The organism is Streptomyces sp. NPDC007084 (assembly GCF_040703595.1).
Classification (GTDB): domain Bacteria; phylum Actinomycetota; class Actinomycetes; order Streptomycetales; family Streptomycetaceae; genus Streptomyces.
In genome coordinates this window covers 22,819-43,402 of the sequence record NZ_JBEYFY010000060.1, presented here as the reverse complement: position 1 = coordinate 43,402, position 20,584 = coordinate 22,819, and the positions used below count along the sequence as shown (strand labels likewise).

Sequence of the window (20,584 nt, the reverse complement as noted above, 5' to 3'; positions counted from 1 at the left end):
CGGACGGCCGGGGACGGGAGGCGCCGGACGCGACCGGCGGGAGTACGGCCGGCCGGGCCGGCGCCACAGCGCCCTCCGCGTCCCCGTCCACCCGCGCCGAACCGGAACCGGCCCGCCCGCTGGCGCGTTCGGTCCCGGTCGCCCTGCGGATTCCCGCCATCGGCGTCGACACCCCGGTCATCCGGCTGGGGCTGGCGCCGGACGGCAGCGTGCAGGTGCCACCGGTCGTGGCGCACGACCGGGCCGGCTGGTACCGGCACTCGCCGACGCCGGGACAGACCGGCCCCTCGGTGATCCTCGGTCACGTCACGGTCGGCGCGTACGGGGACGGCGTCTTCCGTCACCTCGCGCGCCTGCGCCGGGGCGACCGGATCGAGGCGCGCCTGGAGAACGGCACGTCCGCGGTGTTCACCGTCGGCTCCGTACGGACCGTCGCCAAGGCGGAGTTCCCCTCCGAGGACGTCTACGGAGACGTGGACCGGCCGGAGCTGCGGCTCATCACCTGCGGTGGTCCCCGTACGGGCGACGGCTACGCGGACAACGTGATCGTGTTCGCGGCGCTCGGCACCAACGGGCCCTGACGGGCGGGCGGACGGCTCCGCTGTCCCGGCCGGGACACCGTTCGTCGTACAACCGCGAGCAACCGCGACCGACTGACAGCAACCGCGAGCAACTGCGAGCAACTGCGAGCGACCGACAGCAACCGCAAGCAACCTCAAGGCAACCGCAGAGCATCCGCAAGGCGGGAGCGGGGCCCCCGGGGGCCCGAGGCGGGATGCTGGGCCGACGGACCGTACATCCGCGGCCCAGGATCCCGCCCCCCGCCGGGGGTGAAGCGTTTCCCGCGTTCCGTCACGACCATGGAGAGTGTTGAAAGGGTCCCGCGAGAAGGCAGCGTCCGAGCTGTTCGCCGCCCTCTACCCGCGCCTCGCCGGCTGGTGCCGCCGTCTCGTCGACGACGACGGGACGGCCCACGAGATCGCCTCCGAGGCGTTCACCCGGCTCTGGGCGCGCTGGACGACCGTGGCCGAACCCCGCGGCTTCCTCTACGTCACCGCCGCCAACCTCGTCCGGGACCACTGGCGCAAGCTGGAGCGCGAGCGGCGGGCCGTGCACCGGGCGACGGCCGAGGTGGCCGTCGGGCCGCCCAACGAACAGGCCGACCCCTCGGTCCGGCTGCTCGTGCAGTCGCTGCCCGAACGGCTGCGCGTCCCGATCCTGCTGCACTACTACGCTGACATGCCGATCCGGGAGGTGTCCGTGCTGACCGGGCGCAAGGAAGGGACCGTCAAGGCCGATCTCCACGCGGCCCGCGAACTGCTCCGCGCGCACCTGAGGAGAAGCCTTGATCACACACTCTGACGACGAGGGCCCGGACTTCGAGTCCGACGACCCGCTCGCCGTCATCCTGCGGCCCCCCTCCGACCTCCTCGGCCCCCCGGCCGGCCGTTACGAGGCGATCCGCAGGGGCGCGGCCCGCCGCCGGCTGGCCCGCGCGGCGGCCGGAGCGGGCCTGGTGTGCGCGGTGGCGGCGCTCGTCGTCCTGCCGCTCCGGGCGGCGCGGCCCGAGGCACCCGCCCCGCCCACGGTTCCGCTGGCCCCGCCGCCCGCGAGCACTCCGTCGACCGTGCCCGACCCGTCCGCCTCGCAGCGGCCCGCCAGTCCCCGGCCCGGGGTGAGCGATCCGCCCGGCCGGGCGCCGGAGACCTCCGCTCCGAGGACCCCGCCCACCCGTGGCTCCACGGACCCCTCCTCCGTCCCCGGCCGGACACCGCCCACCACGCCGACCGCCGTCTCCGTCGAACCCTCGGCTGCCCGCACCGGCACCGCCCCGGCGCCTTCACGCCGGGAGCGCATGTAGGGGAGGGGGAGTCGGGAGAAGCGGCGGCCCGCTCATAAAGGAGAAGCGGCGGCCCGCTCATAAAACAGTCCTTGGCCCCCCATAAGCCGCCCTTATGAGGTCATAGCCCGGACCCGCCTACTGACTTAGGTTTGCCTTAGTTTAGGCTTCCCGTCGAGCCCCCTGCCTCTGCCCGAAGGGAACCTGATCATGCCTCGCCCTCTGCGGGTAGCCATTGTCGGAGCCGGCCCCGCCGGAATCTACGCCGCCGACGCGCTCCTGAAGTCCGCAGTGGCCGCCGAGCCCGGTGTGTCCATCGACCTGTTCGAGCGGATGCCGGCCCCGTTCGGTCTCATCCGCTACGGCGTCGCGCCGGACCACCCCCGGATCAAGGGCATCATCACGGCCCTGCACCAGGTGCTCGACAAGCCGCAGATCCGCCTCTTCGGCAACGTCGACTACCCGCGGGACATCAACCTGGACGATCTGCGCGCCTTCTACGACGCGGTGGTCTTCTCGACGGGCGCCACGGCGGACCGGGCCCTCGACATCCCGGGCGTCGACCTCGACGGCTCGTACGGCGCGGCCGACTTCGTCTCCTGGTACGACGGCCACCCGGACGTTCCGCGCACCTGGCCGCTGGAGGCGGAGAAGGTCGCCGTCCTCGGAGTCGGCAACGTCGCGCTCGACGTGGCGCGCATCCTCGCCAAGACCGCCGAGGAACTGCTGCCCACCGAGATCCCGCCGAACGTTCACGAGGGGCTCAAGGCCAACAAGGCCCTGGAGGTCCACGTGTTCGGCCGACGCGGCCCGGCGCAGGCGAAGTTCAGCCCGATGGAGCTGCGCGAGCTGGACCACTCGCCGAACATCGAGGTCATCGTCGACCCCGAGGACATCGACTACGACGAGGGCTCGATCGCCACCCGGCGCGGCAACAAGCAGGCCGACATGGTCGCCAAGACCCTGGAGAACTGGGCCATCCGCGACACCGGCGACCGCCCGCACAAGCTGTTCCTGCATTTCTTCGAGTCCCCGTCCGAGATCCTCGGCGAGGACGGCAAGGTCGTCGGCCTGCGCACCGAGCGCACCGCCCTCGACGGCACGGGCAACGTCAAGGGCACCGGCGCCTTCAAGGACTGGGACGTCACCGCCGTCTACCGCGCCGTCGGCTACCTCTCCGACAGCCTGCCCAAGCTCCCCTGGGACGTCGACTCCGGCACGGTCCCGGACGAGGCCGGCCGGGTGATCGAGGAGAACGGCGGGCACCTCCAGTCCACCTACGTCACCGGCTGGATCCGGCGCGGCCCGATCGGTCTGATCGGCCACACCAAGGGCGACGCCAACGAGACGGTCGCGAGCCTCCTCGACGACCACGCCAACGGCCGTCTGCACGAGCCGACTTCACCCGACCCGACGGCCGTCGACGCCTTCCTCGGCGAGCGCGGCGTCCGTTTCACCACCTGGGACGGCTGGTACCGGCTGGACGCCGCCGAGAAGGCACTCGGCGAGCCCCAGGGCCGCGAGCGCGTGAAGCTCGTGGAGCGCGAGGACATGCTGAAGGCAAGCGGCGCCTGAGCACAACGCCCCCGCCGGGCAGGGCAGTTCTGGAGACTGGTTCACGGCAGCGCGTACGCCCCTGACCCGACCCCGGAGCCGCCCCGACCCCGGAGCCGTCCCGGCCTCAGAGCCGCCCCGCCCCGGAGTCGCGCCGCCCCGGGGTGTCGGCGGAGCGGCGCCGGTTCAGGCGTCCCGCAGGGCGATCAGGGTGCTGACGCGGTTCGTGGTCAGCGAGTCGACGCCCGCTGCGATGAGGCGGCGCATGGTGCGGCGGGTGTCCGGGGTCCATACCGACACCAGCATGCCGTCCCGGTGGACGCGGGCCACGAGGTCCCGGTCCACCAGCCCGAAGCGGTAGTTGAGCCAGCGCGGGCGCACCGCGTCGAGCAGCGCCGGGCGCGGCGGGGCCAGCGTCGTCCAGGTCAGGGCGATCTCGGCGGCGGGATCGACGGCCCGCACCGCGAGCATCGCGGCCGCGCCCGCGCAGTAGTACACCCGGTCCTGGGCCCCGCACGCCCGCACCACGTCCACGACCTCGCGGACCGCCTTCTCGTCCACGGGGGCCGGCAGATCGACCATGACCCGGTGGCCGTCGGTCGCCCCGAGGGCGTCGGCCAGTGTCGGCACCCCGCCGTCGGTCAGGCCCTTCACCTCGTCCGAGGAGAGCGACCGCAGCGGACGGTCGTGCCCCCACAGCCGGTTGAGCGTGTCGTCGTGCAGTAGCACGGGTGTACGGTCACGCGTCAGTCGGACGTCGATCTCGACGGCGTCCGCGCCCTGGCGGAGCGCGGAACGCAGCGAGTCGATCGTGTTCTCACGGACGCGGTAGGGGTCGCCGCGGTGGGCGACTGCGGTCACGGTGCGCATGGGCCCATTGTGCGGGGTCAGAGGGCCAGCCAGGTCGCGGCATAGGTGTCGATCTCGGCCGCGAGTTTCGCCTTGGATGCCTCGTCGAGGAACGCCGCCTCCACCGCGTTGCGGGCGAGCGAGGCGACGCCCGCCTCGTCCAGGTCCATCAGCCGGGCGGCGACCGCGTACTCGTTGTTGAGGTCGGTGCCGAACATCGGCGGGTCGTCGGAGTTGACGGTGACCGTCACCCCGGCCGCCACGAACTGACCGATGGGGTGCTCGTCCAGGGTGCGCACCGCGCGCGTCGCGATGTTCGAGGTCGGGCACACCTCCAGGGCGATCCCGTGCTCGGCGAGGTGGGCGAGCAGCCTCGGGTCCCGAGCGGAACTCGTGCCGTGGCCGATGCGCTCGGCGCCCAGGAAGTTCAGCGCGTCCCAGACCGTCTCGGGGCCCGTTGTCTCGCCGGCGTGCGGCGCCGACCGCAGGCCCGCCGCGATCGCCCGGTCGAAGTACGGCTTGAACTGGGGCCGGGGAACGCCGACCTCGGGTCCGCCGAGCCCGAACGAGACGAGCCCCTCGGGCCGCAGCCGGTCGTCGGTCGCGAGCCGCACGGTCTCCTCGGCCGCCTCCAGACCGGCCTCGCCCGGGATGTCGAAGCACCAGCGCAGGACGACGCCCAACTCGGCCTCGGCGGCCCGGCGGGCGTCCTCGATCGCCTCCATGAAGCCGAGTTCGTCGATCCCGCGCCGGGTGGACGACCACGGGGTGATGGTCAGCTCGGCGTAGCGCACCTGCTGACGCGCCAGATCCCGGGCGATCTCGTACGTCAGCAGCCGGACGTCTTCCGGGGTGCGGATCAGGTCGACCACGGACAGGTACACCTGGATGAAGTGGGCGAAGTCCGTGAACGTGAAGTAGTCGGCGAGCGCCTCGGGATCGGTCGGCACCATCGAGTCGGGGTGCCGGGCGGCGAGCGTGGACACGATGCGCGGGGAGGCGGATCCGACGTGGTGGACGTGCAGTTCGGCCTTGGGCAGCCCGGCGATGAAGGAGTGCAGGTCGCGTACGTCGTCGCGGGCGGTGATGTGCTCGGTCAAGGGGTTCCTCCCCGGAACGGCGTCTCCGGACCGTGCGCACGTGCTCGGCGGGACGCGGGTGATCGGCTGATCGATGACTCGGGATCATCGTAGGCGCCGGGTCCGGCCGGGCGGGGCCGGCCTGTCCGGGCGGAGGATCACCGACGGCGGGCCACGGCTCGGCCGTCGCCCCCGGCCGCGCCGACGCCGGAACGGCCGCCTGTCCGGGGGCCGTCCTCCCGTGGAGATCCACAGGACACACCCGGGCCGTAGCATGACGGCACGCAGAAGAGAGGGGACTTCGCGCATGTCCGAGGACGCGAGGACACCGGGGACACCACGTGACGCCGACTCGTGGACACCGACCGGCCAGGGGAACGGGTGGACCGCGCCGGGCGACGGCGAGAACGGTACGCGGGGCGACCACGGCGCCCGGTGGGTGGACGACGCGACGGGGGAGGGCCCGCAGTACGCCGTGTCCGGTGAGTCCGGTGAGTCCGGTGAGCGGGGTGCGCGGAGCGAGTCCGGCGGGCCTGTGACCGGTGAACGCGGTGCACTCGGTGAGGGGGCCGGGGCCGGTGAACAGGCCAGGCCCCCGGCAGAGCGGGCTTCGGCCGAGGGACCGGGCTCCGTCCAGTCCCCGGCTGACCGGGCCCCGGCCGACGGCACCCAGCGTGCGGTGCCCGCCCAGGCCGGCGAGCCGTTCGCCGCGCCCGCCCGGACGCCCGCCCCGCCGGTCTCCCTCGGCAAACCCGGCACCGACCGGCAGCCGGAGCCCAATCCCTGGGCGCCGCCCCAGGAGACCGACGCGTCCGGCGGGAACGGCCGGGGTGGCGGGAACGGCACTCCCGCTCCCGCCCACGGCCTGCCGACGATCACCTCGTTCCCCGGCGCGGGGGTCCCGTCCGGCCCCACGGTTCCCGGCGGACCGGCCTGGGACAACCCGTTCGCGGCGCCGACCGCGCCCACGCCCTACCCGCAGCCCGGCCCGGGGGAGCCCGTGCCCCCGCCGCCGATAGCCCCCGACGGCCCGGGCCAGGTCCCGTACGGCTACGGCTATCCGCAGTACCCCGGCGCCGGTCCGGCCGCGCACGGCGGGGTCCCCGGCTACGGCTGGCCGCCGGCCCCGCCCGCGCCGAGCAACGGCATGGGTACGTCCTCGCTCGTCCTCGGCATCATCGCGGCGGTCCTGTTCTGCGCGTGGCCGCTGGCGATCCTCCTCGGCATCCTCGCGGTGATCTTCGGTGTGATCGGCCGGGGCAAGGTGCGCCGGGGCGAGGCGACCAACCCGGGTCAGGCGCTGGCCGGGATCATCTGCGGAGTGGTCGGCATCGTCCTCGGCGCCGTGCTGATGGTCGTCGTCATCGCCGTGCCGGACGACTTCGGCGTCGACGACTCGGATGGCTCGGACGGGTTCAATACGTCGTTGGTGACGCAGCAGGGTTGATCCGCCGGGAGCCGGGAGCCGGGAGCCGGGAGCCGGAAAGCCGGGAGCCGGAAAGCCGGTTGCCGGTGGCCAGTACCGGGGAGCCGGTGCACGGCGCGGTGGGCGGTGCACCGGCCGCGAGGGGCGCGCGGCCCGTGGGACGCCGGGCGCCGAGCCGGGCCGCCAGGCGACTGGCCGACGCTCGTCAGCCGCCGCGTCGGACGTGCGTCAGGCGCTCGTCCGGCGCTCGCCCTCGGAGGCCCCGGAGGCACCGGAGGCATCGGAGGAAGGTCCCGAGGGCGTCGGAGCCGTCGCGGCCGGCCGCTGGCCGGTCTCGGTGGTGGCGGGTGTCCCCTTGCCTCCGGGGTGGCGCAGGGCGACGAGGAACGCGATGCCGAGCGCGATGGCCATGCCGTAGAAGACCCACTGGTTGGCCTGCGCGAAGTCCATCCGCACGCTCGACATCGCGTCGCGGGTGGCGGTGGCGGCGGCCCCGGTGCCGGTGGGCTGCCGGGTGTCGCCGTTTCCGGTGACCGCCTCGGCGATGTCCTTCGCCACCCCGTGGGCGGTGCCCGAGGGCACTCCCCGGGCGGTCAGCGTCGACACCACGTTCTCGGTGGTCCGGTGCGTGAGGATCGTCCCGAGGACGGCCAGGCCGACGCTCGCCGCGTAGTTGCGCACGGTCTGCGTGATGCCGGTGACCTCGCCGTACGAGGCTCCGATGGCCCGGTTGACGGCGTCCGTGGAGGCGGGCGCCAGGATGAACCCGATACCGGCGCCGGCCAGCGCCACGTAGGGCCACTGGTCGTGCATCGACAAATCGGTGAGCTTGTTGGCCCACAGGGCGAAGCCGACGGCGCCGACGATCGTGCCGATCTTCATGGCCGGCCGGGGTCCCTGCTTGTCCAGCATGCGCCCGCCCCACTGGGAGGCGATCGCGAAGCCCGCGAAGAAGTACAGCAGGTACAGCGCCGCCTGGTTGGGGGAGGCGCTCAGGGAGACCTGGGCGTAGACCGAGGCGAAGAAGAACACCGGGACGAAGGCCAGCATGGCGAAGAACAGCACCAGCGAGTCGACGGTGAACGCCTTGTCGCGGAAGACGGCCAGGTTGACCAGCGGGTGCCGCTTGTCCCGTTCGTAGCGCCAGAACAGCACGAGCACCGCCAGGCCGCCCGCGATGCAGCCCCAGGTCGCCGCGCTGTCCCAGCCCCAGGTCGCGGCCTGCTGGAAACCGAGCACGCTCAGGCCCATGCCGACCGCGATGAGGACGGCGCCGACGCCGTCCAGCGACTCGTCGCGCCGCCGGTCCGGGACGCGCGCCATCATCGTCAGGACGAGGGCCACGACGGCGACGGGCACGTTCACCCAGAAGATCGCCCGCCAGGTCCAGGAAGTGAGCCAGCCGCCCAGCAGCGGGCCGATGGCGGTGAGCGCCCCGGACAGGCCGAAGAACAGCGCCAGGGCACGGCCGCGCCGCTCCACCGGGAAGACGGCGACCACCACGGCGAGGGCGGCCGGGAAGAGGAGCGCCGCGCCGAGGCCCTGTGTGGCCCGGAAGATGATCAGCCAGGTCTGGGCGAAGTCTCCCTTGGGGACGCAGCCGCAGAGCACGGAGGAGATCACGAAGACGAGGGTGCCGATGATGACGACCCGGCGTGGCCCGAAGAGGTCCGCCAGGCGGCCGCCGAGGGCGAAGAACGCCGCCAGCGACAGCAGGTACGCGTTTACCACCCACTGCATGCCCGACGCCGTCAGGCCCAGCTCGTTCACGATGTCCGGGGCCGCGATGGAGACGATCGTCTGGTCGATGAAGGTCATCGCCACCGCGAAGAGCATGGCCGCGAGGGCCAGCGTCTGGTTCGGGGTCCTGGGCGCCGGTTCAGCGGCCGCGCCCCGTGCCGAATGAGAGCCACTCACCCCAGCATTCTCAGCCCCCACGAGGGGCGCCGCATCTCCACGACGATCACCCCCGCCGGCCTCCGGCCACCACCCCGGCCGCCGAGTTCGCCCAGTCCGACCGGCAGGCGACCCGCGCCTTCAGGAACGGCCCGGGCCGGCAGCGACGACACCCGAAGCGAGCCGCCGCCCACCCCCCCCGGAGCGCCGCCGGCCCCCGCCCGCTACTACCTGACCCTCTCCCGCGCCTCCATCAGGGCGAAGCCCAGCAGGTTGGTGCCCCGCCAGCGGTGGGGGTCCGAGGCCGCTTCGTCCGTCGCGGCGAGGCCGATGCCCCAGACGCGGTCCAGGGGGCTGGCCTCGACGAGGACGCGGTCGCCCGTGCCGGTCAGGAACGCTCTGAGGTCGTCGTGCGCGGTGAACTTGTGGACGCTGCCCTCGACCACGATGCCGAACCGCTCGCGCTCCCACACGGCCTCGTCGAAACCGCGCACCAGGCGGCCGGCCTTCTTCGCCAGCGCCGGGTTCGCCGCCTCCACCGCGCGGCGCTCCGCCTCGGTGTCCCCGAAGAGGCGCGCCTTGGAGGCCATCATCCAGTGCTCGGCCGTAGCGTAGGCGGTCCCGTCGACCACGAAGGGTGACGGCCACCACTGGCTGAGACAGCTCGATCCGACCTGTCCGTCCGCCCGGGGGCGGTGCCCCCAGAACGGCAGGTACCTCACCCGCGCCCCCGACTCGATCGCCCTGACCAGTGCTTCCCGCGTGCCGATCGTCCCCATGCACGCCACTGTGGCATGCACCACTGACATTCCGTCCCGCCTTTTCCAGCAGGACTCGACACCTGGTCGAAGGATTCCGTCGCGTAACCAAAAGGCAACAACGGAATCACTTGTTGGAGTCCCTTAGCTCTGTCAGGATCGGCACTCAAATCGAGCTGGAGCTACGCCGACCCCCGTTCCGACGGGGAGGGCGGCGGAGGAGAGCGACATGCACAATCCGGGCCATCGCTTCCAGGCGCAGGACCGCCTCGCCGGCGGAGCGCAGTACATCGCGGGCCGACTGACCAAGGGCACCTCGGGCCGTACGCACGCGGTCGTTGACCCCGCCACCGGCGACGAGGTGTACACCTACGAGCTGGCGGGCACCGCCGACGTGGACGCGGCCGTCGCCGCCGCCCGCGCGGCCTTCCCGGGCTGGTCGGGCGCCACCCCCGCGGAGCGCTCCGAGGCGCTGCACCGCTTCGCCGCCGTGCTCGCCGAACGCGCCGAGGAATTCGCCCAGGCCGAGTCGTTGCAGTGCGGCAAGCCCCTCAAGCTGACCCGCGAGTTCGACGTACCGGGCACGATCGACAACACGTCGTTCTTCGCGGGCGCCGCCCGGCACCTCCAGGGCCAGTCGGCCGGCGAGTACTCCGGCGACCACACCTCGTACGTACGCCGTGAGGCCATCGGGGTCGTCGGCTCCATCGCGCCCTGGAACTACCCGCTCCAGATGGCCGCGTGGAAGATCCTCCCGGCGATCGCGGCCGGCAACACGATCGTGCTGAAGCCGGCCGAGCTGACCCCCCTGACCTCGCTGCTGTTCGCGGAGGCGGCCACCGCGGCCGGCATCCCGGACGGCGTGATCAACATCGTCACGGGCCTCGGCCGCGAGGCGGGCGAGCACCTCGTCGGCCACCCCGACGTGGCGATGACCTCCTTCACCGGGTCGACCGCCGTCGGCAAGCGCGTCGCGGAGATCGCCACCTCCACCGTCAAGCGCCTCCACCTGGAACTCGGCGGCAAGGCACCCTTCGTCGTCTTCGACGACGCCGACCTGGAGGCCGCCGTGCAGGGCGCGGTCGCCGGCACGCTGATCAACACCGGCCAGGACTGCACGGCCGCCACGCGCGCGTACGTGCAGCGGCCCCTCTACGACGCCTTCGTGGAGCGGACGGGCGCCCTGATGGCGAGCGTCCGGGTGGGCGACCCCTTCGCGGCCGGCACCGACCTCGGCCCGCTCATCTCGCACGCCCAGCGCGACCGCGTCGCCGGGTTCGTCGACCGGGCCCGCGGCTACGCGCGCGTGGTCACCGGCGGAGAGGCTCCCCAGGGCGAGCTGAAGTCCGGCGCGTACTATGCGCCCACGCTCGTCGCCGACGCCGGGCAGGACAGCGAGATCGTGCAGGCCGAGATCTTCGGTCCGGTCCTCGTGGTGCTCCCCTTCGACACCGACGACGAGGGCATCGCGCTGGCCAACGACACCCCGTACGGACTGGCCGCCTCCGCCTGGAGCCGGGACGTCTACCGCGCGAACCGCGCGACCCGCGAGATCAAGGCGGGCTGCGTCTGGGTCAACGACCACATTCCGATCATCAGCGACATGCCGCACGGTGGATACAAGGCCTCCGGTTTCGGCAAGGACATGTCCGCCTACTCCTTCGAGGAGTACACGCAGGTCAAGCACGTCATGTTCGACAACACCGCGGTCGCCAGGAAGGACTGGCACCGCACGGTCTTCGGGGACCGGCCGTAGCCGACCGACTACGGCCCTGTGGCAGACCAGGCCGCCGACCACGGCCGAGACGCTTCCGAAAGGGCACCAGAGCATGGAGCAGTACGAGCCCGAACGCATGTCCCCGGTCCAACTGGCCGCGCTGCGGCGCAGCTTCCGGAACGGCCGGGCCTCCCTGAGCCGGCGGTCACTGCTGCGCGCCTCCGCGGGCGGCGCGCTGGCCGTGGGCGGTCTCGGGGCGCTGAGCGGGTGCGGGATCCCGGCCGCCGGCACCACCAAGGGCGGGGTCTCGGCCGAGGACCACTCGGCGAAGGAGAAGACGATCAACTTCTCCAACTGGACCGAGTACATGGACGTCGACAAGAGCGAGCGGCACCACCCCACGCTCGACGCGTTCGCCAAACGGACCGGGATCAAGGTCAAGTACACCGAGGACATCAACGACAACGTCGAGTTCTTCGGCAAGATCAAGCCGCAGCTCGCGGCGGGCCAGGACACCGGGCGCGACATCATCGTCGTCACCGACTGGCTGGCCGCCCGGCTGATCCGGTTCGGCTGGGTGCAGAAGCTCGACGCGTCCAACCTCCCGCACGCCTACAGCAACCTGTCCGCCCAGTTCCGCAACCCCGACTGGGACCCGGGACGCGCCTACTCCTATCCCTGGCAGGGCATCTCGACCGTCATCGCCTACAACAAGAAGGCGCTCGACGGCATCGAGGTCAAGTCGGTCTCCGACCTGCTCGACAACCCCAGGCTCAAGGGGCGGGTCGGCTTCCTCTCGGAGATGCGCGACAGCATGGGCATGACCCTGCTGGACATGGGCAAGGACCCGGCGAACTTCACCGACGACGACTTCGACGCCGCGATCGCCCGCCTCCAGAAGGCCGTCGACAAGGGCCAGATACGCCGCTTCACCGGCAACGACTACACCTCCGACCTCACCAAGGGCGACCTCGCGGCCTGCGTCGCCTGGGCCGGTGACGTCGTCCAGCTCAAGGCGGACAGCCCGGACGTCGACTTCATCATCCCGCCCAGCGGCTACATGACGTCGACCGACAACATGCTGATCCCCAACAAGGCACGGCACAAGACGAACGCCGAGCGGCTCATGGACTTCTACTACGAGCCCGAGCCCGCGGCGCAGCTCGCCGCCTACATCAACTACGTCTGTCCGGTCGACGGGGTGAAGCCCTATCTCGCGAAGATCGACGAGGACGCGGCGAACAACCCGCTGATCATTCCTGACAAGGCCATGGCCGCGAAGTCCCACCCCTTCCGCTCACTGAGCCAGAAGGAAGAGACGGCCTATGAAGAGAAGTTCGCGAAGCTCACAGGGGCGTGACCACGATGACGAATGACAACAGCGGCGACGTCCGCCTCTCCGGGATCAGCAAGACGTACGGCTCCTTCACGGCCGTGCGACCCCTCGACCTGACCGTGCCGCAGGGCTCGTTCTTCGCGCTGCTCGGCGCGTCCGGCTGCGGCAAGACCACCACCCTGCGGATGATCGCCGGCCTGGAGGAGCCCTCCTCGGGCACCGTCATGCTCGGCGACCAGGACGTGACCCACCTGCCGCCCTACAAGCGCCCGGTGAACACGGTCTTCCAGTCCTACGCCCTCTTCCCGCACCTCGACATCTTCGAGAACGTCGCCTTCGGCCTGCGCCGGCGCGGCATCAAGTCGGTGAAGAAGCAGGTCGAGGAGATGCTCGACCTCGTCCAGCTCGGCGAGCAGGCGCGCAAGAAACCGCACCAGCTCTCCGGCGGCCAGCAGCAGCGCGTCGCCGTGGCCCGCGCGCTGATCAACCACCCCAAGGTGCTCCTGCTCGACGAGCCCCTCGGCGCCCTCGACCTCAAGCTGCGCCGGCAGATGCAGCTCGAACTCAAGCGCATCCAGACCGAGGTCGGCATCACCTTCGTGCACGTCACGCACGACCAGGAGGAGGCCATGACCATGGCCGACACCGTCGCCGTGATGAACGCGGGCCGGGTCGAGCAGCTCGGCGCCCCCGCCGACCTGTACGAGAACCCGAACACCACCTTCGTCGCCAACTTCCTCGGCACCTCCAACCTCATCGAGGCCGAGGTCGACTCGAAGAGCGGCGACGAGATCATCCTCAAGGCGGGCGGCGGCAAGCTGGTGCTGCCCGGTTCGCGATGTTCCGCGGACACCCGGCCCGGCGGAAAGCTCCTGGTCGGCGTCCGCCCGGAGAAGATCTCCCTCACGCACGCCGACGAGGCGGGCGAGATCCCGGCCGGCCGCAACCGCATCACCGGCAAGATCGCCGACTCCAGTTTCATCGGCGTCTCCACGCAGTACGTGATCGACAGCGCGGTCTGCCCCGAGTTCGAGGTCTACGCCCAGAACATCGACCGGGACCCCCGGCTCGTCCCCGGTGCCGACGTCGTCCTCCACTGGAGCCCGGCGCACACCTTCGGCCTCGACGCCACGCAGGACATCGACGCGGGCGTCGAGACGGCCGAGGAGGAGGCCGCCTGATGGCCGCCGTCACCGAGGCGCCGGCGCCGCCCCTCGCGCCCCAGCCCGCCGAGAAACCGCCGAGGAAGCGCGGCCGGCTCGTCCCGTACTGGCTGCTGCTGCCCGGCCTGCTCTGGCTGGTCGTCTTCTTCGCGCTGCCGCTGGTCTACCAGGCCTCCACCTCCATCCAGACGGGTTCGCTGGAGGACGGCTTCAAGGTCACCTGGCACTTCCAGACGTACTGGGACGCGCTCTCCGACTACTGGCCGCAGTTCCTGCGCTCCGTGCTCTACGCCGGTGCCGCGACGATCCTGTGCCTGGTGCTCGGCTATCCGCTCGCGTACCTGATCGCCTTCCGCGCGGGACGCTGGCGCAACCTGATCATGATCCTGGTGATCGCGCCGTTCTTCACCAGCTTCCTGATCCGCACGCTCGCCTGGAAGACGATCCTCGCGGACGGCGGCCCGGTCGTCGGCGCGCTGAACACGCTGCACGTCCTGGACGTCACCAACTGGCTCGGCTTCACGTCGGGCGACCGGGTCCTCGCCACCCCGCTCGCGGTGGTCTGCGGTCTCACGTACAACTTCCTGCCGTTCATGGTGCTGCCCCTCTACACCTCCCTGGAGCGGATCGACGGGCGGCTGCACGAGGCGGCCGGCGACCTGTACGCCCGGCCGATCACCACCTTCCGCAAGGTGACCTTCCCGCTGTCGATGCCGGGCGTCGTCTCCGGCACGCTGCTCACCTTCATCCCCGCCAGCGGTGACTACGTGAACGCCGACCTGCTCGGCTCCACCGACACCCGCATGGTCGGCAATGTCATCCAGACCCAGTTCCTGCGGATTCTCGACTATCCGACGGCCGCGGCACTCTCGTTCATCCTCATGGCCGCGATCCTCATCATGGTCACGCTCTACATCCGCAAGTCCGGGACGGAGGATCTGGTCTAAATGGCCTTCGTGAACTGGCTCAAGCGCCATCTCGTCGTCATCGCGGGACTGCTGACGCTCGGATATCTGCTGCTGCCCAACATCGTCGTGACGGTGTTCTCCTTCAACAAGCCGAAGGGCCGCTTCAACTACGAGTGGCAGCAGTTCTCGACGGACGCCTGGCGCGATCCGTGCGGGGTCGCCGACATGTGCGGCTCGCTCTCGCTCAGCCTCCAGATCGCCGTCTGGGCGACGATCGGCGCCACCATCCTCGGCACGATGATCGCCTTCGCACTGGTCCGCTACCGCTTCCGGGCGCGCGGCGCGGTGAACTCGCTGATCTTCCTGCCGATGGCGATGCCCGAGGTCGTGATGGCCGCCTCGCTGCTCACCCTGTTCCTCAACATGGGCGCTCAGCTCGGCTTCTGGACGATCCTGATCGCCCACATCATGTTCTGCCTCAGCTTCGTCGTGACAGCCGTCAAGGCCCGTGTGATGTCGATGGACCCGCGCCTCGAACAGGCGGCGCAGGACCTCTACGCCGGTCCCGTGCAGACCTTCCTGCGCGTGACCCTGCCCATCGCGGCCCCCGGAATCGCCGCGGGCGCGCTGCTCGCCTTCGCGCTCTCGTTCGACGATTTCATCATCACCAATTTCAACGCGGGCTCGACCGTCACGTTCCCCATGTTCGTCTGGGGTTCGGCACAGCGCGGAACGCCCGTTCAGATCAATGTCATCGGTACGGCCATGTTCCTCATCGCCGTACTGTTCGTCCTGTCCGGAATGGTCATCGGAAACCGCCGTAACCGGCAAAAGGCATAACGCTCGTAGTTCTTGTAGGGAGTTGGAAATCATGGCCCCAAGCGCCATGACCCGCGGTCATCAGTGGACGAAGTCTCTCGCGGACGCCCAGCCGGTCTCGTACTGGCTGGACGACCCCGGCAGGCCCCGTCCCGAGCCCGCGCTCACCGGTGCCGACACCTGTGACCTGCTGGTCGTCGGCGGCGGTTACAGCGGACTGTGGACCGCGCTGATCGCCAAGGAGCGCGACCCCGCCCGGGACGTCGTGCTCGTCGAGGGCCGCGAGGTGGGCTGGGCCGCCTCCGGCCGCAACGGCGGCTTCTGCGCCGCCTCCCTCACCCACGGCCTGTCCAACGGGCTGACCCGCTGGCCGGAGGAGATCCGCAAGCTGGAGGAGCTGGGCGCCCGCAACCTGGACGAGATCGAGGCGGCCGTCGCCCGCTACTCCATCGACTGCGACTTCGAGCGCACCGGTGAGATCGACGTGGCGACCGCTCCGTACCAGGCGGAGGAACTGCGCGACTGGCACCAGGAGCTGGAGCGCGAGGGCCTGGCCGAGGGCATCGAGTTCCTCGACACCGAGGCCGTCCGCGAGCAGGTCGCCTCCCCGACCTTCCTGGCCGGCCTCTACGACCGGCGCGGCGTCGCCATGCTCCACCCGGCCAAGCTGGCCTGGGGCCTGAAGCGCGCCTGCCTCCAGCTCGGGGTCCGGGTGTACGAGAACACGCCCGCCCTCGACCTGAAGCCGTCCGGCGCCGGCATGTCCGTGCGCACCCCGTACGGCGCGATCGGCGCCCGCCGGGTCGCCCTCGGCACGAACATCTTCCCGAACCTGGTCAAGCGCGTCCGCTCGTACACCGTCCCGGTCTACGACTACGCGCTGATGACCGAGCCGCTCAGCGAGGACCAGCTCGCCTCCATCGGCTGGAAGAACCGCCAGGGCCTCGGGGACTCGGCGAACCAGTTCCACTACTTCCGGCTCTCCGCCGACAACCGCGTCCTGTGGGGCGGTTACGACGCGATCTACCCGTACGGCGGGCGGGTGCGCGCCGAGTACGACAACCGCCCGGAGACGTACGCCAAGCTCGCCGGGCACTTCTTCACCTGCTTCCCGCAGTTGGAGGGCGTCCGCTTCTCGCACGCCTGGGGCGGCGCGATCGACACCTGCTCGCGTTTCTCGGCGTTCTTCGGCACGGCCCACCAGGGCAAGGTCGCCTACGCGGCCGGCTACACGGGCCTCGGCGTGGGCGCCACCCGCTTCGGCGCGGACGTGATGCTCGACCTGCTGGCGGGGGAGCGCACCGAGCGCACCGAGCTGGAGATGGTCCGCAAGAAGCCGCTGCCGTTCCCGCCCGAGCCCTTCGCCTGGACGGGCATCGCGCTCACCAAGTGGTCGCTGGCGCACGCCGACAGCCACGACGGCCGGCGCAACCTCTGGCTGAAGACCATGGACAAGCTGGGCCTCGGCTTCGACAGCTGAGGCGCGCGGGCGCGTCCGTGATCCACGGGCGTACGCCCAGCTCGTGGGTGTGACCCGGTTCACTACCAACTGGTAGCCGGAAGTCGCGTAATGATCGCCCCGGACCTCCCTCTCTCCCCAGTGACGCGACCCGCGTCATCGCGAGAGAGGGAGGTTCCGTCATGACAGGGCCCAAGGCGGCGGTCGAGTGGCTGACATCCGTGGCTCCGGACCCCGAGGCCTGCCGGTGGGAGTGGGAGCGCAATCCGCAGGGGATCGCGCTGCTTCCGGCGGGCAAGGCCTGGGACGTGCTCATCCTGCCCGGCGAACTCGGCTATCCGACGCTCGACGTGCTGAGCCGGGTGATCGACCAACCCGGCCCCGTGCTGGTCGACTTCGGCGACGCCAGGATGGGTTTCTTCGTGCCGGCGGGCACCGCCGCCCGCTGGCTCGGCACGGGCGTGCGCACAGCGGGCGCCGGCACCTGGATCGTGGTGCCCTACCCGGGACGGGCGACCGGCGGCGTCCGCTGGCTGGTCCAGCCGGACGGCTCGGGAACGCTCACCGATCCGGCACTGCTCGAACTGGCCATGCACGAGGCGGCGGCGGGCCTCGCCGGGAACGGGGACCGCTAGGGCGTGTCGTTTGGATCATGTGGCGGGTCGCGGGGCAGGGCACGCACATCTGCGGCGTTGTCGTCGGTTGCCGACGCTCCGCGTCGTCGCCCTCCTCCGCCTTGCAGCTGCACGCACCCTGCCCCGCTCGGCCCAGCCGACAAGGCGCCGCACTCCGGCGCCACCTGATCCAAACGACACGCCCTAGTTCCGGACCGAAGCGGCGGTGACCTCCTGAAGTCCCGTATCGGCGGGAGGTCTTGACAACGGAATTGGTCTGGACCAAGTTGGGCGCGCTCCACCCTCCCATCCCCCCTCGTGCCCGGAGGCAGCAGTGGACCGTCCCAGACGCAGCAGACCGTCCGAACACCGCCGCAGAATGCTCGCCACGCTCACGGCCACCGTTCTGGCCGTGTCCGGACTCACCGCGCTCTCGTCGGCCGCCCGTGCGGCCGACGCGGACCTCGCCAAGAACGGCGGGTTCGAGTCGGGCCTGGCCAACTGGACCTGTAGTGCCGCGAGCACCGTCAACACCCCCGTGCACAGCGGCGGTTCCGCGCTGAAGGCGACCCCGGCCGGCAGCGACTACGCGCAGTGCTCGCAGACGGTGACCGTGAAACCCGACGCGCAGTACACGCTCTCCGGATTCGTCCGCGGCAGCTACGTCTACCTCGGCGCGAGCGGCACCGGCACGACCGACGTCAGCACCTGGACCCAGTCCGCCGCGGACTGGCAGCAGTTGAGCACCACGTTCCGCACCGGCGCCTCCACCACCAAGGTCACCATCTACACCCACGGCTGGTACGGCACCGGCACCTACTACGCCGACGACCTCTCGCTGACCGGTCCCGGCGTGGACGCGGGCCAGGTGCCGGCCCCGCCCACCGGTCTGAAGACCGGCACGGTCACCGCCTCGTCCGTCGCGCTGTCCTGGACCGCGGTGCCCGGCGCGACCGGCTACGCCGTCTACCGCGACGGGGTGCGGGTCCAGACGGCCACCGCCACCTCGGCGACCGTGAGCGGCCTGACCGCCTCCACCGCCTACTCCTTCCAGGTCACCGCCACCAACGACACCGGGGAGTCCGCCAAGTCGGCCACGGTCACCGCGACCACCTCGGCGGGCTCCGGCGGAGGCGGGGGCGGCGGCTCGGCCGACCTGCCCACGCACGCCCTCGTCGGCTACCTCCACGCCAGCTTCGCCAACGGCGCCGGCTACACCCGGATGGCCGACGTGCCCGCGAGCTGGGACGTCATCGACCTCGCCTTCGGCGAGCCGACCTCCGTCACCTCCGGCGACATCCGCTTCAACCGCTGCCCGGTCACCGAGTGCCCCACGGTCGAGAGCGACGCCGACTTCAAGGCCGCGATCAAGGCCAAGCAGGCGGCCGGCAAGAAGGTGCTGATCTCGATCGGCGGCCAGAACGGACAGGTCCAGCTCACCACCACGGCCGCCCGCGACACGTTCGTCTCCTCGGTCTCGAAGATCATCGACACCTACGGACTGGACGGCCTGGACATCGACTTCGAGGGCCACTCGCTCTCCCTCGACGCGAACGACACCGACTTCAAGCACCCGACCACCCCGGTGGTCGTCAACCTGATCTCGGCCCTGAAGACCCTGAAGGCCAAGTACGGCGCCAAGTTCGTCCTGAGCATGGCCCCGGAGACGTTCTTCGTGCAGAACGGCTACCAGTTCTACGGCACCGGCAAGTGGGGCGGCCAGGACCCGCGCTGCGGCGCCTACCTGCCCGTCATCCACGCCCTGCGCGACGACCTCACCCTGCTGCACGTCCAGGACTACAACTCGGGCCCGATCATGGGCCTCGACAACCAGTACCACTCCATGGGCGGCGCCGACTTCCACATCGCCATGACCGACATGCTGCTCACCGGCTTCCCGGTGGCGGGCGACGCGAACAACGTCTTCCCGCCGCTGCGCCCCGACCAGATAGCCATCGGCATGCCCGCCACCACGAACGCGGGCAACGGCTACGTGGCCCCGGCCGAAGTCACCAAGACCCTCGACTGCCTGACCAAGAAGACCAACTGCGGCACGTACGCCACCCACGGCAGCTGGCCGAACCTGCGCGGCCTGATGACCTGGTCGGTGAACTGGGACCGCTTCGGCGGCTGGGAGTTCTCGCGGACCTTCGACAACTACTTCGGCTGAGGACGCCGATCACGCGCCTCGGCTGAGGACGCCGGTCACGCGCCTCGGCCGAGGGCGACCGTCACACGGTTCGGCCGAGGACGTCCGTCACGCCGGGCGGGAGCGACTGCCCGTCCGGTCGAGGAACAGCCACAGGGCGTACAGCAGCACCGCGCACAGGCACCAGCTCGCCACCACGTCCAGTGGCCAGTGGTAGCCGCGCAGGACCAGACCGGTGACGACCGCCGCGTTCAGGACCGCGCAGACGGTCAGCAGGGCGCGGCGGGCGCCGGCCGTGCGGAGCCAGGGGAGGAGGAGCAGGGTCGCGGCGCCGTAGGCGACGGCGGCCGTGGCGGTGTGCCCCGAGGGGTAGAAGCCGTTGCCGGGTCCCATGACCGCGGGGCCCGGCCGCGCGATGACCTCCTTCAGCGGCACGATCACCGCCGGGAGCAGGGCGATCAGGACCCCGGCCGCCGTGGACGGCAGCCACCAGCGGCGCACGCCCGCGCGACGGGCCCGGACCGCCGCGTACACCAGGGCGGCGGCCAGGACGGGGACGGCGACCGTGATGTTGCCGAGGTCGGCGAGGAGTTCCCAGAACCGGGCCGGGTGGACCAGCGCGTCGCTGAGGCGTTCGTCCGCGCGGGCGAGGGGGCCGTGGGCCGCGACCTGCCAGGTGATCAGCGCGAAGAGGAGGGCCGGAAGGCCGAGGAGGAGGGTCGGCCGCCCCGGAACAGGGGGGGTGGTTCCGGGGCGGCCGACCGGACCGGATCGCCGCGCGCCCCGGGGGGTTTGGGGCGGGCGACTGTCCGATCGGTGAGGAGAACCGGAGCCAGGGGCCCCGGGTGTGTGCGCGAGGGCACGACCAGGGCGAAGCTGGGGAAGCGACGACCCGGAGTCGCCCACAGTCCCCTGTGGGCGGGGTGTATCTCTCATCTGGATAGAACCTACGGCAGGGTGTCCGGCTCCGACAGGCGGAATCGCGTCCCGCCATGCACCCCGCACACGTTCTTCACA

At 71.3% G+C, this 20,584-nt stretch carries 18 protein-coding genes; 13 read left to right on the top strand and 5 right to left on the bottom strand.

Annotated elements, in window-relative coordinates; translation table 11 throughout:
* The 4 genes from AB0912_RS30560 to AB0912_RS30545 form a co-directional block, all read left to right on the top strand.
* On the top strand, positions 1–581 hold a 581-nt coding region (locus tag AB0912_RS30560), incomplete at its 5' end, for a class F sortase (protein ID WP_366705534.1).
* A 289-nt stretch (positions 582–870) separates the two neighbouring features.
* Positions 871–1,362 (top strand): RNA polymerase sigma factor, encoded by a 492-nt coding sequence (locus AB0912_RS30555; protein ID WP_366705540.1) that lies wholly within the window; start codon positions 871–873, stop codon positions 1,360–1,362.
* Positions 1,346–1,861 (top strand): hypothetical protein, encoded by a 516-nt coding sequence (locus AB0912_RS30550; RefSeq protein ID WP_366705532.1) that lies wholly within the window; start codon positions 1,346–1,348, stop codon positions 1,859–1,861. The genes AB0912_RS30555 and AB0912_RS30550 overlap by 17 nt, the downstream gene beginning before the upstream one ends.
* Before the next feature lie 189 nt (positions 1,862–2,050).
* Complete coding sequence (locus AB0912_RS30545) at positions 2,051–3,415, top strand: FAD-dependent oxidoreductase (RefSeq protein ID WP_366705530.1); 1,365 nt, start codon at positions 2,051–2,053, stop codon at positions 3,413–3,415.
* Positions 3,416–3,580: 165 nt separating this feature from the next.
* Here AB0912_RS30545 and AB0912_RS30540 read toward each other — a convergent pair whose 3' ends face one another.
* Together AB0912_RS30540 and AB0912_RS30535 are read right to left on the bottom strand one after the other, a co-directional pair.
* Positions 3,581–4,264, bottom strand: a complete 684-nt coding sequence (locus AB0912_RS30540; protein WP_366705528.1) for a glycerophosphodiester phosphodiesterase — start codon at positions 4,262–4,264, stop codon at positions 3,581–3,583.
* Between the two features lie 17 nt (positions 4,265–4,281).
* On the bottom strand, positions 4,282–5,343 hold the full coding sequence (locus AB0912_RS30535) for an adenosine deaminase (RefSeq protein ID WP_366705526.1): 1,062 nt from the start codon (positions 5,341–5,343) through the stop codon (positions 4,282–4,284).
* A gap of 286 nt (positions 5,344–5,629) precedes the next feature.
* Here AB0912_RS30535 and AB0912_RS30530 point away from each other — a divergent pair, with 286 nt between their 5' ends.
* Entirely contained in the window at positions 5,630–6,769 is a 1,140-nt protein-coding gene (locus AB0912_RS30530) for a DUF4190 domain-containing protein (protein ID WP_366705524.1), read from the top strand.
* A gap of 207 nt (positions 6,770–6,976) precedes the next feature.
* Here the strand turns inward: AB0912_RS30530 and AB0912_RS30525 are convergent, their stop codons facing one another.
* The gene (locus AB0912_RS30525) at positions 6,977–8,584 is read right to left on the bottom strand and encodes an MFS transporter (RefSeq protein ID WP_366705538.1); all 1,608 of its coding nucleotides are present in this window, start codon (positions 8,582–8,584) and stop codon (positions 6,977–6,979) included.
* 287 nt (positions 8,585–8,871) lie between these two features.
* Complete coding sequence (locus AB0912_RS30520; RefSeq protein ID WP_366705522.1) at positions 8,872–9,423, bottom strand: NADAR family protein; 552 nt, start codon at positions 9,421–9,423, stop codon at positions 8,872–8,874.
* 208 nt (positions 9,424–9,631) lie between these two features.
* On the opposite strand from AB0912_RS30520, the gene AB0912_RS30515 reads away from it, so the two are divergent.
* From AB0912_RS30515 to AB0912_RS30480, 8 genes are all read left to right on the top strand, one after another.
* A complete protein-coding gene (locus tag AB0912_RS30515; protein ID WP_366705520.1) occupies positions 9,632–11,158 on the top strand; it encodes a gamma-aminobutyraldehyde dehydrogenase in 1,527 nt (508 codons plus the stop codon).
* A gap of 73 nt (positions 11,159–11,231) precedes the next feature.
* The gene (locus AB0912_RS30510) at positions 11,232–12,479 is read left to right on the top strand and encodes a spermidine/putrescine ABC transporter substrate-binding protein (protein ID WP_366705517.1); all 1,248 of its coding nucleotides are present in this window, start codon (positions 11,232–11,234) and stop codon (positions 12,477–12,479) included.
* Positions 12,476–13,636, top strand: coding sequence for an ABC transporter ATP-binding protein (locus AB0912_RS30505; protein ID WP_366705515.1), 1,161 nt, complete (start codon positions 12,476–12,478; stop codon positions 13,634–13,636). Before AB0912_RS30510 ends, AB0912_RS30505 begins: the two co-directional genes overlap by 4 nt.
* Positions 13,636–14,565 (top strand): ABC transporter permease, encoded by a 930-nt coding sequence (locus tag AB0912_RS30500; RefSeq protein WP_366705513.1) that lies wholly within the window; start codon positions 13,636–13,638, stop codon positions 14,563–14,565. Before AB0912_RS30505 ends, AB0912_RS30500 begins: the two co-directional genes overlap by 1 nt.
* Positions 14,566–15,366 (top strand): ABC transporter permease, encoded by an 801-nt coding sequence (locus tag AB0912_RS30495; protein ID WP_366705511.1) that lies wholly within the window; start codon positions 14,566–14,568, stop codon positions 15,364–15,366.
* 31 nt (positions 15,367–15,397) lie between these two features.
* On the top strand, positions 15,398–16,825 hold the full coding sequence (locus AB0912_RS30490; protein ID WP_366705509.1) for an FAD-dependent oxidoreductase: 1,428 nt from the start codon (positions 15,398–15,400) through the stop codon (positions 16,823–16,825).
* Positions 16,826–16,986: 161 nt separating this feature from the next.
* Positions 16,987–17,439, top strand: a complete 453-nt coding sequence (locus AB0912_RS30485; RefSeq protein WP_366705507.1) for a hypothetical protein — start codon at positions 16,987–16,989, stop codon at positions 17,437–17,439.
* A 358-nt stretch (positions 17,440–17,797) separates the two neighbouring features.
* Positions 17,798–19,588, top strand: a complete 1,791-nt coding sequence (locus AB0912_RS30480) for a glycoside hydrolase family 18 protein (RefSeq protein WP_366705505.1) — start codon at positions 17,798–17,800, stop codon at positions 19,586–19,588.
* 87 nt (positions 19,589–19,675) lie between these two features.
* Here AB0912_RS30480 and AB0912_RS30475 read toward each other — a convergent pair whose 3' ends face one another.
* Entirely contained in the window at positions 19,676–20,503 is an 828-nt protein-coding gene (locus tag AB0912_RS30475) for a phosphatase PAP2 family protein (RefSeq protein WP_366705503.1), read from the bottom strand.
* Positions 20,504–20,584 lie beyond the last annotated feature (81 nt).